The sequence below is a fragment of the Leisingera sp. CC-HEC096 genome, assembly GCF_059429235.1.
In genome coordinates, this window is record NZ_JCAIJS010000007.1 from 76090 (window position 1) to 91812 (window position 15723).

Sequence of the window (15723 nt, forward strand, 5' to 3'; positions counted from 1 at the left end):
CTTATGCATTACGGATTGCCCAAAGCTCCATTTTGAGCCCCGGATACTGTCCCGACACATGCACTGCGATTCCGCCCGAAGTGGTCATCTTGCGCCAATAGGGGCTGTCCGCGTCCATCTCGAAATAGACAACACCCGAATGATAGGGGATCTGCCGCGGCGCCACCGGCAAGGGGCGCAGGGTGATCCCCGGCAGCGCCGAGTTCACCAGCTGGCGGATTTCCTCCACCGGGCCGATCTTGGCCTGGCCGGAGAAATGCTTGCGCACGTCCTCTGCCGGGATATCGGCGCTGACCGCCAGCACAAAGCCCGCGTTGCCCAAGAGCTTGCGGTCGGCAATGACGCCCACCGAGATACCGTATTTGCGCGCCTCCAGCTTGATCGGGATCGCGGTCTGTTCCAGAACCGAGCTCAGATACTGGCGCAGCACCCGGATCACCGGTGCAAAGCATTCCATCAGGTTGTCATGGGTATAAGGTGGAAACTCCGGCGCCTGCTTTTCCGCCGACATGAACACCGACAGCTCCCCCGCCAGCCCGGCGCTCAGGGTGAACAGGCGCTCAGGGTGCAGATTCTCGATATTGCGCAGGTGGCGCACCTGCGGCAGCAGCCGGTTCACCACCGTCAGCAGCATGAAGTCCGACACATCCGCCACGCCGCGGGCGCCGCCCGCCTCTGACAGGCGGCCCGCCAGCGCCTCCATCCGGTGCGCCAGCAGCCCCTCCAGCTCCCGCAGGAAACCGCTCAGCGCAGGTGCTGCGCGCACATCCAGGCAGGACGGGATAAACGCCTGGTCCAGCACGATCTCCTTGTCCGGGCGCACCTCGATGATCCGCGCCACCGGCACCGCCAGAAGGTCGGCCAGATCATCCACTTCCAGCGCGAATTGCAGGCGCATCTTGCCGACGTCCAGCTCCACCGGCTTGCGCTCGGTCGAGGTGACGTCGGTCACTTCCTGCTTGTCCGGGCGCAGACGGCTGGCCGAGCGTTCGGCGCCGCTCAGGTCGACCTCCACCGCCCCCTGCCGCCGCTGCGGCACGGTCAGGTAGACGATGCAGTCCTTGACGGTGGACGGAACCTCCATTGCCGGCGGATGCGGGTCTGCCATCGGCACCCGGAACACCGTGCCGTCATGGGTCAGCCCTTCGCAGGACTTCACCGCAAACTGGCCGATCTTCAGCGCCTCGTGGTCAATCTCCAGCCCGTTCACGCCCCAGGCATAGGGGCTGAGCCGCCGCGCCAGCCCGGCAACCAGCGCCTCGTTGTAACGGTCGGACTGCTGGAAGTGATGCGGCTGCAGAAACAGCCCCTCCGTCCAAAGTACCTTGCTGTCCCAGGACACCGGGATCTCCTCTTACCTTGCAGGCACGCGCCAGAGCGCGCCGCCAATCATTCCTTCAGCCTGTCCAGCTGCTGCTTGTAAGCCCGCGCAAATTCGCGGCTGAACAGGTCGTGAAAATCATTCTCAGCCTGGTCGGAAATCTCCGCATAAAGCTGTTCGTAAACGTCCCAGTACCGCGCCTTCTTGCCGCGCAAGAGGCCGGTAAAGCCGCCCTTGTCCTCGATCTGCGCTTCCAGCGCCTTGGGGTCGAGGCGTTTCAGCACGCCCTTCAGCGCTGCTTCCATACCGGTGACCATCGCCACCTCATGCGCCTTGATGTCCTTCAGCGCCTCCTCGGCGGCGGTTTCGGGGCTGAGATAGCCCTTGGTCGCCGGGCGCACCATCGCCTCGATCGCCTGCTCCGGCGTGATCGAGAATTTCAGCGGGTTGTTTCCGCCGGCCGAGATCATCGTCTGCTCAATGCGGAATTCCGACTTGATCGAGGTTCGCGTCATCAGGATTTCGCGCAAGCCGGTGACCAGCGTCCGCATCACCCGCCCCATACGCGCCATGGTGCTGGCCTGATCCGCCGGGTCGATGCTGATCTCGGCGCCGGCGCCATTCAAAAAAGCTTCAAGCGCGTCCTGCGTCCCGGCAGGCGGCGCTGCTTGCGCACCCGATTTCTGGTAAGGCGGAATCTCGGGCGGTGCAGAGGGCGGGGCCTCCTGCGGCGACGGCGGCGTTTCCTGAGGCGGTGCGGGAGGGGCTTCCTGCGGCGGACCCGACGGCGGCACTTCCTGCGGCGGCGCCGGAACCTCGCGCGGCGGTTCGGGCTTGGGCTCCGGTTCCTCCGGCCCGCCGATGCCGGACAGGAACTCGTCATCCCAATCGTCCGGTATCATGCCGGACTGCGCCGCGGGCGCGGCAAACCCGTCCGAGGCGGTCGGGTTGTGGTTGGCCAGGCTGGCCCCTTCGCCTTCGCGCCCGTCGCTGGCTTTCTGAAAGAACGGATCCTCCTCCTCGCCCAGCGGCGGCAACAGCTCGTCAATCGGGTCGACCGGGTTCAGCTGCGCGGGCCCCTTCGGCCCCTCGCCCAAAAGATCGTCCAGGAAATCTCCGCCCGTGCCGCTGTCCTCCAGCAGCTGCAGCGGATCGGGCGCATTCGCTGCGTTGCCGTGCGATATGGGCGCCTGCGCCGCAGGTGCCGCAATCATATCCCCAAGGTCCATCAGATCGTCGCGGATCTCCACCACCAGCTCATAGTTGCCGATGCACAGCACATCGCCATTGTTGAGCGGCGTCGGCGTCCGGCCCAGCGGGATCTTGGAATAGTTCAGAAAGGTGCCGTTGGAGCTCAGGTCCACCACCACCACATTGCCGTTGTGATCCTCAATCACGCAGTGATTGCGCGACAGCATCTGGTCCGGATCCGGCAGCACCAGGTCGCAGCTGGCCCCGCGCCCCACCGTGAGGCTCGGCCCCCGCATTGGAACAGGGGCCGCATCGCCGGGCATCGCGCCCGAGCTTTGAAACTTCAGCGTCACTCCCATGACTGGGCCTAACCTCCCACCAGCACGGTGAATTCACCCTTGACGACCATGCCGCCGCAGGCGGTGTTGTCCAGGATACGCGCGGCCGGCATGCTGTTGATCAGCACCGTTGCGGACCCCTTGATGATCGGGTGCGGCGCGGGCGCCGCCGTGCACATGTCGCCCAACCGCGCAGCCGGCAGCTTCCCCACCAGTACAGTGACCGCACAGGGCGGCAGGATCGGCGTCGGCACCGGCAGAACCGGCGGCGGCGGGGTGGAGGGCAGCATGCAGGCATGCAGATCCGTCACCCGGGCCTGTGGCATTCCCATCTGTTACATCCTCCCCGTTATTCCTGCGCCGCGTGCTGCGGGACTTCGATCACCTGACCTTTGCCGCCGCGCGCGATATCCAGCGCGCGCTCGACCAGCACGCCGCCGTGTTCTTCAAACTTATCAGACAATTGACCCAAGGCCACCATATTCATGGCAAAGGCCGCCGCCTCAGAGGCACCTGCAGGGGCAGGATATTGATTCAATTCTCCGGGTCCCAGTGTTCCCGCGGCATAGAGCACCGCAAGCGCACAGTTCACCGTGTCATCATCCACATAGGCATGATCCAGTGTTATCCGCGCCTTGTCGCGGTTCTCCTCTGTAGGCTCGAACACCCAGGCCTCCGATGCGGTCAGCGAGGCCGGATCCTTGTCCGACCGCGGCCCGATATAGTCGCGCGCAGCCAAACAGGCCCACCACACCCGTTCCCTCGGGGGCAGCAGAACTGCCAGCACCCGCAAGAGATCAACCAGCGCGCCCTTGCGGTCCAGCTCCTCCAGCACCACCCCGGCCTGCGCCGTCGGCGGCGCCTCCAGCGGCGTCTTCAGGATCACATTTGCCCGCGACAGCAGTTTGGCCACCGGGTCGGCGGGCATCTTGATCAGCTTTTCAAATCTTGCCGACATCTGCACCACCTAGTTGATCATCGTGAGGCCGCCCTTCAGGGTCAGCATGGCCTCGCCTTTGACGGTGGTCATCGGTGCTTTGGCTTCGACCATGCCGGAGCCTTCGATCTTGATCATCGGCCCCTTGATGGTCACGCCGGAATTGTCGATCTTGACCTCCGAGGCCCCCACGGTCAGCTTGATCTCCTGGCCTGCGCTCATCGCGATCTTGCCCGCTGTCACATCGACGGTCAGATTGCCCAGCGAGACAGTCTCTGTGTGGTTCCCTTGGGCAATGGTCTCGGTCAGGTTGCCGGTATCCACATCCAGGGACATGTTGCCGGTCTGGATGTTCTCCGATTTGTCGCCGGTCTCCACCACTTCGGTGCGGTCGCCCTGGTGCACGGTTTCCGTCATGTGCTGCTGGACCGTGAACACATAGCTCTTTTCGTCCGCCGAAGTGACCTCCGGGTCGGGCGCATCCATGCCGACCGTCACCGTCGAGCGGTCCTTGACCAGCATCTGGTGATCCTTCTCGGCCTGCACCCGCATCAGTTCGCTGTCCTTTTTGTCGTCGAACATCAGCTCGTTATAGCCGCCGCCTCCCTTGGAGGAGTTGGTCTTGATCCCCAGCTGGGTCTGATCGTCGGGGTAGGTATAGGGCGGCATCGTTTCGGCATTGTAAAGCATGCCGGTGCAGATCGGCCGGTCCGGATTGCCGTCCTCGAACTGGATCACCACCTCCTGGCCCATCCGCGGGATCGCCACCATGCCCCAGTTCTTGCCAGACCAGGGCGTCATCACCCGCACAAAGCACGACGAAGTCTCGTTCTCCTGCCCTTCGCGGTCCCAGTGGAACTGGATCTTGATCCGGCCGTGCTCGTCGGTCCAGATCTCCTCGCCGCTCTTGCCGACCACCGTGGCGGTCTGCAGCCCCTGCACTTCCGGCCAGGGAGTCACCAGCGGCGCCCGGAACTGATCGGACTTGGGGATCACCCCGAAAGTGGCCGCATAGGTGTCGTGCTCCATCTCTTTGGGGTAGTCCATGTTGCGCGGCTTCACGTCATGGCGCATCTCGCCCGAGGTTGCGACCTCGGTCGTGCGGCTTTCCCGCTCGCCGTAGTCCCAGGCCAGCTTGATATGGTGTTCTGCATCGGTGACCAGATACTCCTGGTTATTCTCCGCAACCGGATGCTTCTTCATTGTGAAGGTATAGCCGGTGCCCAGGGTCGCCACACTGGACGCGCCGCGCCAGCGCTTGTGCTTGATCGCCTGTGCCTCCATCTGCACCCGTGTCCGTTTGGTGCCCAGGCCGGAATTCTTTCGGTAATGGCCCTGGTAATCGTAAACCTCGTAATCCTTGTGGGAATGCTTGCCCTTGGCAATGGCCGTGGCCGCTTTCAGATCCGCCGACGGGGTCAGGAAGTCGAAATCGTTCAGGGTAACCTTGCCGCGGGTCAGGATTTCCTCCTTGGCCCATTCCGAAATATGCTCCTCCCGCCGCCTGTCGCGGTCGTCGCGGGCGTGAAATTCGATCTCCGCACCGCCCTTGATTGGAGAATGGCCGCTGACGCCATCACACAGCACCAGTTTCTCGGGGCTGCTGGGGCTGGTGGTGCTGTCGAAGTAGAAATAGATCCCCTCCTCCTCCATCAGCCGGCACAGGAAGGCATAGTCGCTCTCGCGGTACTGCAGGCAGTACTCGCGCTGCTCATAGCTGTCGCTCAGCTTGTCGGTGTAGTCGCTGAACCCGTACTCGCTGAACAGCTGCTTGATGATCTCGACCGTGGTCTTTTCCTGGAACACCCGCAAATCGCTGGTCCGCGTCAGCAGCCAGAACCAGGGGCGCACCTCCGCCACATACATCTCATAGCCGTTGCGGAACCCAAGGTATTCGACCGAGATGCACAGGCCTGAGAATTGCTGCTCCGTGTCCGGGTTGCGCATCACATGCACGTTCATCGTCTTGCCGACCAGATCCTCCAGCTTGGGCTGGGCCTTGGTGGCGGCAAATTCGATGGTGGTCTCGGTCAGCTTGCTCAAGCCCTCGCGCACAATTGCGCGGCTCAGCATCAGCCCATCGGTGCTGTAGCTCCCCGACATCCAGGCGAGGTCGTTTTCATGGCCCTTGCTTACAACCATGGTTCCTCCTTTCCGCGAAGGGAACCGGGCCGGAAATCACCGGCAGTGTTCTCAAACATTCGCATCACAAATCATCCAAAAGCGCGGCGAGTTCTGCATCCATTTCCTCATCGCCGCTGCCGTCGTCGTCATCCTCGTCGTCGTCATCCCCAAACGACGCCAGCAGATCATCGAGCCCCCCGTCATCGGCATCGAAGTCCAGTTCGCCCAGATCCAGGTCGTCTTCCTCATCACCCCCGAGGTCCAGGTCATCCAGGCCGAGATCGTCCCCGTCATCTCCGCCCAAATCCAGGTCATCTTCATCCCCGCCGCCCGCAGGAGCCGCCGGTTTCGGCAGGCCGCGCGGATCCGGCGGCGAGGGCTCAGGTGCCGGCAATCCAGTCCAGGGCCCCAGAATTTCGCTGCCCTTCAAGGAATTGAAGGAGGTCAGCCGCACCTCGTCCCGCCCCTTGACCGCGCTCACCGCCATAAAGCCACGCTCCTGAGCCAGCGCGATCTTGTCCAGGTCGATATTGCGCTCGGTGCAGGGCAGCGCCACTTGGTCGCCGAACCTGTCGTTCACGTAATGATAGGGCACCCCCCCCAAAGACATGGTCTTGCCCAGCTGCAGCGACGGGCCGTATTCCTTGAAGGACCGCCCCAATAGGATCGCCACCAGCACAACCGGATTGGCCCAGAGCATACCCTTCAGGCCTTCCGCTTCGGTGAATTCCTCGAAATCAAACTCGTAACAGGGCTCGGTTTTCTCCCCATATGGCCGCCGCAGCAAAAACCGCGGGCTGGCCAGCCCCAGATGCCCGGCCTCCGCCATGCCCCGCAGCGTATCCCAGGCCTCCGCAACCAGCTTGGGCCGCTCCGCCTTGGGCGTTTTCAGGAACTCCGGCGAGATCGACGCAAAGAACGGCGCATCCACATGCGCCGCCACCCGCGCGATCCGGCCCAGCAGCTCCGCATGCGGCGGCGTCTCCTCGAACTGATACATGCCGATCAGCGCCGAATAGCCGCCGCGGCCGTTCTCCTCGTCCAGCGGCTCCTCTGTCAGCAGCCGCACAAACCCGGTCTTTGACAGGTCCTCTTCCGCGGCCAGGTCCGCCGCCAGCTCCTCCGCCGAGATGTCATAGAGCATCACATCCAGCGTATCGTCCGCCTCGATCGAGCGCGCCATCAGATCCAGCGAGCGCCACTGCGCTTCGACCGACTGGAACTCCGGATGATGCAGCACCAGCCGCATCGCATCCGACAGCGCCTCATCCACCGCCTTCTGCATCGCGGCCACGTCCGGATCCGGCAGCGCCCGGATATGCGGGCCGACAACCCGTGCCAGCAGCTCCTCCACCGGCGTCGCCGGGCGCGGGGTAATGCCGGTGTCCTTGATCAGCTGCTGAAAGGCGCTCAACCGCTTGTCAGCAGGCACCGCATTGCCCGCCGAGGTCCGCTTGGGCGCCCGCGCCTTGGTGCCGTGTTTCTCCGCCCAGGCCTTCAGCGTATTGGCCGCATGATCCGCCGTCGCGCCGCTCTGCAGCTGCTTGCGCAGGCCCACCAGCTCCGAGAACAGCTCCACATTCTCAAAAAGCTCATCCGGATGCAGCCCGTCCAGATCCTCCAGCTTGACCGCAATCCCGGCACCCTCCTTGCCGATCGGCAGGACCAGCTCGGTGGCAAAGCGCTCGATCACATCCTCAACCGTATCCGGGTCCAGCAGGATCGCCTTGCGCGCCGCCAGCGCGTCGCCGGTTTCTAGCTGCCCCTTGGCCGCACGGCCCGAAAAATCCCCCAGCACGGCCATCCGGAACCGCTTGCGCGCCAGCTTCTGCGGTTCGGGCCGGTCCGCGCTCATAGTGCCATAGGCGAATTCCGGTTCCTCCGAAGCCTCCACCGCAGCCACGGCCTCCGGTTCGCTGCCGCCTTCTTCCAGATCCCCCAGCAGCGCATCCAGATCATCCCCGCCGGCATCCTCCGCCGCCTCATCATCGCCGCCAAGATCGCCCAGCAGATCGTCGAGGTCCATATCCCCGTCCCCGCCCATCAGGCTGTCCAGATCGGGGTCCGCATCCCCCAGACCGCCCAGCAGCGCATCGAGGTCATCCTCGGCGCTCTCCGCATCTGCGGTTTCCTCGGCTTCCGCCTCTTCCCCAAGACCAGCCAGCAGATCGTCGAGATCACCGTCGTCTTCCTCACCGCTGCCCAGATCGCCGAGAAGATCATCCAGGCTGGCGTCATCAGCCTCCCCGGCATCCTCCGTGTCCAGATCCCCAAGCAGCGAGTCCAGGTCATCATCTCCGGCCTCTTCGGCGCCGGCGCTTACGTCATCGTCCAGCCCGCCAAGCAGATCATCCAGGCTGCTGTCTTCGGGCTCCTCCGAAGCCTCATCTCCGGGCTCATCCAGATCGCCCAGCAAATCATCGAAATCATCCCCGCCGGCTTCTTCTGAGCCCCCATCGTCCGGCAGCAGCGCGCCGGGACTGTCCTCCTCAGCCGCGTCGGCCTCCACATCATCCAAACCGCCAAGCAAATCATCCAGACCGCTGTCCTCGGCGCCCGCTTCCTCATCGGCACCGCTCAAAAGCGCATCCAGATCATCATCATCCGAGCCTGCTGTTTCCTCGGTCAGGTCCCCTAGCAAGCTGTCAAGGTCATCATCCCCGGCTGTGTCCTCAGCCTCGTCTCCGCTGTCCAGCAAAGCGTCCAGATCCAGGTCCGGCTCGCCGCTGTCTGCGTCTTCTGGGCTGTCCTCTTCCGCGGTCAGAGCATCCAGCACCCCGGCGGCATCCTCCTCCGCATCTTCGACGCCGTCACCGCCAAGATCGCCAAGCAGATCGTCCAGCCCGCTATCGTCCGCATCTTCCTCCGCAGGCGCGTCCAGGGTGTCCAGCGCGGCGCTCAGATCATCGCTTTCCTCCGCTTCCTCCGGCGCATCCAGACCGCCGAGGATCGACTCCAGGCCGCTGTCCTCTTCCGCAGTTTCCTCCGGCAGGTCATCGGAAAGCCCGGCCAGCACATCGTCAGAAGTCTCCTCGGCGTCTGCCTCCTCCGGCGCTTCAAGGCCATCCAGAACCGCGCTCAGATCCTCGCCCGTGTCCTCCGCCTCATTCAGGCCGCCCTCCAGCAGCCCTTCCAGAACGTCATCGGACCCGTCATCGTCCTCTTCCTCAACCTCAACGGACGCAAGGCTCTCCAGCGCGCCCTCCGCCTCGCTGCCGGCGTCTTCTTCTGCAGGCGCATCCTCCAGAAGGCCGCCAAGAACATCGTCCAGGCCGTCGTCTTCCTCGGCAGCCGAAACCTCTGCATCCGCCAGACTTTCCAGTGCTGCGTCAGCGGCCTCGCCTTCCTCCTCTGCCTCTGGCTCGGCATCCGCGAGGTCACTCAGAACACCGGAAACATCTTCTTCTTCTTCGCCCCCGTCGGCCTCCACAGGTTCAAGACTGCCCAAAGCCGCCTCCGCAGCATCATCCGCTTCGGCCTCGTCAGGCTCCAGATCTGCCAGCCCTTCCAGAATGTCCGAGTGATCTTCCGCCTCGGGTGCCTCAACCTCCGCCGCGGCCAGGCTCTCCAAAGCAGCACCTGCAGCATCCTCTTCCGCCGGTTCTTCAACCTCAAGAGCCGCCAGGCTTTCCAGCGCGTCCTCCGCGGCGGTATTTTCAGGCTCGTCCACCGCGGTTTCGGCAAGCGCATCCAAAACGCCGGAATGATCCTCCGTTTCCGCCTCGGCCACTTTAACTTCCGAAAGGCTCTCCAGCGCGGCTGAGGCCGTGTCTTCCGGCGTGTCCTCATCCACCTCCTGCGCGGCCAGCCCGGCGAGCACCTCACCGGACGTGTCTTCCGCCTCCTCCGGAATTTCCGCCTGCGCCAGACCTTCCAGAACAGACCCCGTCTGATCGTCTTCCCCGACGTCCGGAATCTCCGCCCCCGCAAGCGACGCAAGCGCATCTCCGGCTTCGTCGCCCAGGTCTTCCTCCAGCGGCGCGGATGCACTCAGGTCTGCCAGCACATCTGCCGAGCCGTCCCCGGTGTCCGCCTCAACAGGCTCCGCCGCCCGCAGCTCTTCAAGAACGCTGCCAGAGGCATCCTCCGCTTCGGTCTCTTCCGGCGCTTCAGCCGCCGCCAGGGACGCCAAGGCATCCGCTGATTGATCCGGTTCACCAGCGTCTTCAGGCTCCGCAGCGCTCAATCCTGCCAGCACATCCGCCGAGGTGTCTTCCGGTTCAGCCTCCTCCGGAACGGCAGAGCGCAACCCCTCCAAAACCCCGGCCGAAGCATCCTCAGGCGCCGCATCCTCCGGTGCCTGCGCGGCAAGGCCTGCCAGAACGTCGCCGCTGGTGTCCACCTTTTCCTCCGGCAGCTCCAGATTGCGCAGGCTGTCCAATGCAGCAGCACTGTCAGTATCCGCCGCCGGCGCCGACACCGCCTGCAGCAGCGACGGGTCGTTCAGGATCGTCTCGATCAGCGTCTCGGCGCCGGTCTTGCCGTCCATATAGGCCATCAGGTTCTGCAGCTGGGTGCGCGCCTCCAGCAGGGGCCGCAAGGCGTCCACCTTGGCGGCAATCGCCCCGGGCGAGAAATCCGCCATGCTCTCAAACGTCAGATCCACCGCCAGGTTGCCCTCACCAGTAAGCGTGTTGGGCACGGTGAAAGCGGCGCGCGGCGCCAGCCCCTTCATCCGCTCATCGAAGTTGTCGACGTCGATTTCCAGGAACTTGCGGTCGGCGACGGCGGGCTGCTCCACCGTGGATTTCCCCGCCAGATCGCTCATCACCCCCATGACAAAGGGCAACTGCACCTTCTTCTCGGCGCCGTACAGCTCCACATCATACTCGATCTGAACCCTTGGCGCCCGGTTGCGGGCGATGAACTTCTGCGAGCTGTCAGCCATTGCCCTGCCCTTTCAGCTCTGCGACTTCAGCCCTGAGCGCCTTGATCTCCTGAAGCAGCTCAAGAACACGCTCGTCGATCACATCCGTCTCCGACTTCACCAGATCCCGCAGCTTCTCAAACTCTGCCTCGGCTTCCGCCTCCACCGCCGACTGCATGGTGTTGACCAGTAGACCGATGAACAGGTTCAGCACCGAAAAGGCGGTGATCACGATGAAGGGCACAAAGAAAGACCAGGCGAAGGGGAACTCCTCCATTACCGGGCGCACAATGCCCATCGACCAGCTTTCGAGCGTCATGATCTGGAACAGCGAGTAAAGCGATCGGCCCAGGGTGCCGAACCACTCGTCAAAAGCCTGCCCGTACATCATCGTCGCCATCACGCCGAACACGTAGAACACGATGGAAATCATCACGATCACCGCGCCCATGCCCGGCAAGGCGTCCAGCAGTGCCTGCACCACCGCGCGCATTTGCGGGATGACGGACAGCAGGCGCAAGGCGCGCACCACCCGCAGGCCGCGCAAGGCCGACAGGCCCTGGCTGTCCGGCAGCAGCCCGAAGGAGACCACAACAAGATCGAAAATGTTCCAGGCAGAGGAGAAGAACCGCAGACCGTAGGCAAACAGCTTCAGCGCCAGTTCCAGCACAAAGATGGTCAGAACCGCTGTGTCGATCACGTCCAGCAGCCCGCCAGCATGCGCCCGCACCGCGGCAGAGGTGCCAAGGCCCAGCGTGATGGCGTTGAAGATGATGATGCCCAGAATGGTATTGGTCACCCAAGGGCGTTCGACGAATTCACGGGCGCGGTCCCGAAGCGTCATGCCGGTGCTGGCCTGGGTTTCCACTGGTCTTCTCCCTTTTTCGCGGCCCGGCCAGCTTTGGGCCGGGCCAATCGTCTGCCGGTCTGGATCAGGCGACCGCCTTGCTGACGTTGTCTACCAGGGTCTTCACGGTCTTGATCGCCCCCATCAGCGTGGCCGCTTCCGAGGCGATCGACTTCTTGTCCAGCTCCTTGAGCTTTTGGATCGTGGTCTGGTCGTCGATCTTCATGCCGTTGCCCTCCATCAGGGCCTGCATTTCCTCCAGATAAGCCTCGCGGTCCTTCAGCTTGGCGGCCAGCTCGCTGGCGGCGCGTTTCAGCGTCATGCATTCGGCACCCAGCTTCACCCCTTCTTTCAGGGTTTTCGACGCGCGCACCTTCTTCATCAGCTTGTCCGCCGAAACGCCCAGGCTGTCGGTCTTGTTGCGGGTCTTGGTGGTGTGCTCGCGGTAAGCTTTGCGCGCCTTCTCGGCGTCATTCACCTTGGCTGAGATCCCCTTGACCGTGGCGTCCAGCAGGTTCTTGGCGATCGACTTGGCATCCTTGCCCTTGGTCACCTCATCGCCCATCGCCAGCGCCTTGGCGGTCAGCTTCTTGATCGCTTCAATCGGCTTTTTCACCGAAATGCCGGAGGTGTCGGTGATCCCCTGCCGCTCCGCCGCCTGCATCAGAACGGTGCCGCGCAGGGTGATATAGGCCTGGATCCCGGTATACAGATCCTTGCGCAGCTTGGCCTCGTTCTTGAGCTGCTGATTGATCTCCATCCCCAGCTTCACAACCTCAACAACGATGGTCTTGTAAGAGGTCACATCCGCGCCGGAGGTCGCCACCAGCTTGGCCACAGAGCCTGCGATCTTGATCGTGCCCAGCCCCACCTTGAGCGTGGTCTTGACCCGCGCCTCCTTCAGCAGCTTGTCGCCCTGGGCCTCTTTCTTGAGCCGGGCCTCGATGGCTTTCTGTGCGGCCCCTTCCGCCGAATCCATCGCGTTCTTGATCGAGGCGTTGGTCGCCTGGATCATCTTTTCCGCTTCTTTCTGCGCCGCCGCTCCCGGCGTCTCCATCAGCTTGCCGACCTTGGCGTCCAGCTTCACCGCCTCTTCGGTGATCACCTTCTCATAGCGCTCCAGCTCCGCCATGCCGGCCTCTTCCAGGCGCTTCAGCTTGGTCGAGGGTGCCGGATCCGGCTTTTTCACCGTGCCCTTGGTGGTGACTTCAAACTCTACATCGACCCGGTATTTCGGCAGTTCGATGTAGTTCAGCTTGGGTTTGGAACGCACAAGATCGACAACATAGAACTTGTGCTTAACGGTTGTTGTCTTGGCCATCTTATTTCTCCCTTGTACTCATCACCCTGCGGCGCAGGCTGTGCGGCGCCGCATCAGTCAAATGCGTATGAAAACTCTCCGTCCGTAACGCCGATCTCGACCTTCTCCACTTCCTTGCCTTCCATCAGACGGCGCAGGAATTCGTTGGAGATGTCCGGCAGCATCGAATTGGTGACGATGGCGTCGATCATCCGGCCGCCGGATTCCAGCTCCTGGCAGCGCTCGACGATCTTGTCGACGACTTCGCCGCTGTAAGAGAACGGCACCCCGTGCGCTTCCTCGACCCGCTTCTGGATGCGGCCCAGCTGCAGCTTGGTGATCTCGGCAATCATGTCCGGCGACAGCGGGTAATAGGGGATCGTCACCAGACGCCCCAGCAGGGCGGGCGGGAACACTTTCAGCAGCGGGTCGCGCAAGGCTTTCGCCATGCCCTCCGGCTCCGGCATCAGATCGGGGTCAGAGCACAGATCCATGATCGTCTCGGTACCCACATTAGAGGTCAGCAGGATCAGCGTGTTCTTGAAGTCGATCACGCGGCCCTCGCCGTCTTCCATGACGCCCTTGTCGAACACCTGAAAGAAGATCTCATGCACATCCGGGTGCGCCTTTTCGACCTCATCCAGCAGCACAACGGAGTAGGGCTTGCGCCGCACCGCCTCGGTCAGCACCCCGCCCTCGCCATAGCCGACATAACCCGGAGGCGCCCCTTTCAAGGAGCTGACGGTATGGGCCTCCTGGTATTCCGACATGTTGATGGTGATGACATTCTGTTCACCGCCATACAGCACCTCAGCCAGCGCCAGCGCGGTTTCGGTCTTACCCACGCCAGAGGTGCCCGCCAGCATGAACACACCGATCGGCTTGTTCGGGTTGTCGAGGCCTGCGCGGCTGGTCTGAATGCGCTTGGCGATCATCTTCATCGCGTGGTCCTGGCCGATCACCCGCTGGGCCAGCCGCTCTTCCAGGTTCAGGATGGTCTCGATCTCGTCCTTGACCATGCGGCCCACCGGAATGCCGGTCCAGTCGCCCACCACCGAAGCCACGGCCTGGTGGTCCACAATCGGCAGGATCAGCGCCGAGTCGCCTTGCAAGGCTTCCAGCTCCGCGTTCTTGTCCTTCAGCTGCTGCATCAGTTCGGCGCGCTCATCATCCGACAGCGGGCTATCGGCAGCGCCCTCCGCAGCGTCGTCCCCAGCATCCCCGGCATCATCCACGGGCGCGGCCCCCTCCCGCAGCTTGGCGCGCAGGTCCAGAATGCCCTCAACAACCGCCTTTTCCTTGTCCCAGCGCTCGGTCAGGCCTGCCAGCCGTTCCTCCTCGGCAGCCTTGGCCGCCTCCACCGCCTCGCGCCGGTCGGCGACCTCATAGCCTGCGGTCTCGTCGCGGCCGATGATCTCCAGCTCGGTGGTCAGCGCCTCGATCCGGCGCTGGCTGTCATCGACCTCAGCGGGCACCGCGTGCTGGCTCACCGCCACGCGGGCGCAGGCGGTATCCAGCAGGCTCACCGACTTGTCCGGCAGCTGCCGCGCCGGAATATATCGAGCCGACAGGCTGACGGCCGCCTCAATCCCCTCGTCCAGAACCTGCACCCGGTGGTGCTGTTCCAGCATCGAGGCAATGCCCCGCATCATCAGGACCGCCTTCGGGATATCCGGCTCATCGACCTTGACCACCTGGAAACGGCGGGTCAGCGCCGGGTCCTTTTCGATGTATTTCTTGTATTCAGCCCAGGTCGTGGCGCCGATGGTACGCAGAGTACCGCGCGCCAGCGCCGGTTTCAGCAGGTTGGCCGCGTCGCCGGTTCCGGCCGCGCCCCCTGCGCCCACCAGCGTGTGGGTTTCATCCACGAACATCACGATCGGCACCGGGCTCGCCTGCACCTCGTCAATCACCTGGCGCAGGCGGTTCTCAAACTCGCCCTTCATGCTGGCACCGGCCTGGAGCAGCCCCACATCCAGCGCCAGCAGCCGCACATCGTGCAAGCTGGGCGGCACGTCGCCGCGTGCGATCCTGAGGGCAAAGCCCTCGACCACCGCGGTCTTGCCCACCCCGGCCTCGCCGGTCAGGATCGGGTTGTTCTGCCGCCGCCGCATCAGGATATCGACGATCTGGCGGATTTCCTCGTCCCGGCCCACGATCGGGTCGATCTCGCCGTTGCGGGCCTGTTCGGTCAGGTCAGTGCAGAACTGCTCCAGCGCCTCGCCCTTGCCCATCGCGCCCGGCGCCATCGCCGAAGAAGCCTCGCCCGGCTCGGCCCCGCCGCCAGTGACGTTGGAACCGTCCTGCGCCCCCAGCGTTTCCTCGGGCGAGCCATCAGTGGCCTCGTTGAAATTGTCGGCCAGATCATCCGCGCCGATCTTTGCCAGCTCCGGCGACATGGTCGACAGGATGTTGCGCAAGGCCGGCGTCTTCAGCATCCCCAGCAGCAGATGGCCGCTGCGCACATGCCCCGAGGAGTAGAGCAGCGAGCCCCAGACCCAGCCGCGTTCCATCGCATCCATCAAGTGATCGGAGAGGTCCGAGATCGTCGAGGCGCCGCGCGGCAGCATGTCCAGGGCGCGGGTAAGCTCGGTGGCAATCTTGCCCGCATCCAGGTCGTAATGCTGGATGATCCGGTGCAGGTCGCTGTCCTGCTGCGCCAAGAGCTGATGCATCCAATGCACCAGCTCGACATAGGGGTTTCCGCGCATCTTGCAGAACACGGTTGCACTTTCAACGGCCTGGTATCCCAGCTTGTTCAGCTTGCCAAACAGCGCCACGCGGCTGATCTCGGTCAT

At 63.7% G+C, this 15723-nt stretch carries 9 protein-coding genes and 1 pseudogene; all 10 read right to left on the reverse strand.

Annotation, left to right across the window (positions count from 1 at the left end; genetic code table 11):
• Window position 1: 1 nt before the first annotated feature.
• Window positions 2-1342, reverse strand: coding sequence for a type VI secretion system baseplate subunit TssK (gene tssK, locus AC5STI_RS21670; RefSeq protein WP_495448305.1), 1341 nt, complete (start codon window positions 1340-1342; stop codon window positions 2-4).
• 47 nt (window positions 1343-1389) lie between these two features.
• Window positions 1390-2871 (reverse strand): type VI secretion system-associated FHA domain protein TagH, encoded by a 1482-nt coding sequence (tagH, locus tag AC5STI_RS21675; protein ID WP_475054678.1) that lies wholly within the window; start codon window positions 2869-2871, stop codon window positions 1390-1392.
• Between the two features lie 8 nt (window positions 2872-2879).
• Window positions 2880-3182 carry a PAAR domain-containing protein gene (locus AC5STI_RS21680; RefSeq protein ID WP_495448306.1) on the reverse strand — a complete coding sequence of 101 codons (303 nt, stop codon included), beginning with the start codon at window positions 3180-3182 and terminating at the stop codon, window positions 2880-2882.
• Window positions 3183-3199: 17 nt separating this feature from the next.
• Window positions 3200-3808, reverse strand: coding sequence for a DUF6931 family protein (locus AC5STI_RS21685; RefSeq protein WP_495448307.1), 609 nt, complete (start codon window positions 3806-3808; stop codon window positions 3200-3202).
• A 9-nt stretch (window positions 3809-3817) separates the two neighbouring features.
• On the reverse strand, window positions 3818-5929 hold the full coding sequence (locus AC5STI_RS21690) for a type VI secretion system Vgr family protein (RefSeq protein WP_495448308.1): 2112 nt from the start codon (window positions 5927-5929) through the stop codon (window positions 3818-3820).
• 64 nt (window positions 5930-5993) lie between these two features.
• Window positions 5994-7955 (reverse strand): type VI secretion system contractile sheath domain-containing protein, encoded by a 1962-nt coding sequence (locus AC5STI_RS21695; protein WP_495448326.1) that lies wholly within the window; start codon window positions 7953-7955, stop codon window positions 5994-5996.
• A gap of 2346 nt (window positions 7956-10301) precedes the next feature.
• Window positions 10302-10799: pseudogene (gene tssB, locus AC5STI_RS21700) on the reverse strand (type VI secretion system contractile sheath small subunit); the annotation flags it as partial.
• Window positions 10792-11622, reverse strand: coding sequence for an ion transporter (locus AC5STI_RS21705; protein WP_475054708.1), 831 nt, complete (start codon window positions 11620-11622; stop codon window positions 10792-10794). The pseudogene tssB and the gene AC5STI_RS21705, both read right to left, overlap by 8 nt.
• Window positions 11623-11710: 88 nt before the next feature.
• On the reverse strand, window positions 11711-12946 hold the full coding sequence (locus AC5STI_RS21710) for a hypothetical protein (RefSeq protein ID WP_490400223.1): 1236 nt from the start codon (window positions 12944-12946) through the stop codon (window positions 11711-11713).
• Between the two features lie 53 nt (window positions 12947-12999).
• Window positions 13000-15723, reverse strand: a complete 2724-nt coding sequence (gene tssH, locus AC5STI_RS21715) for a type VI secretion system ATPase TssH (RefSeq protein ID WP_490400222.1) — start codon at window positions 15721-15723, stop codon at window positions 13000-13002.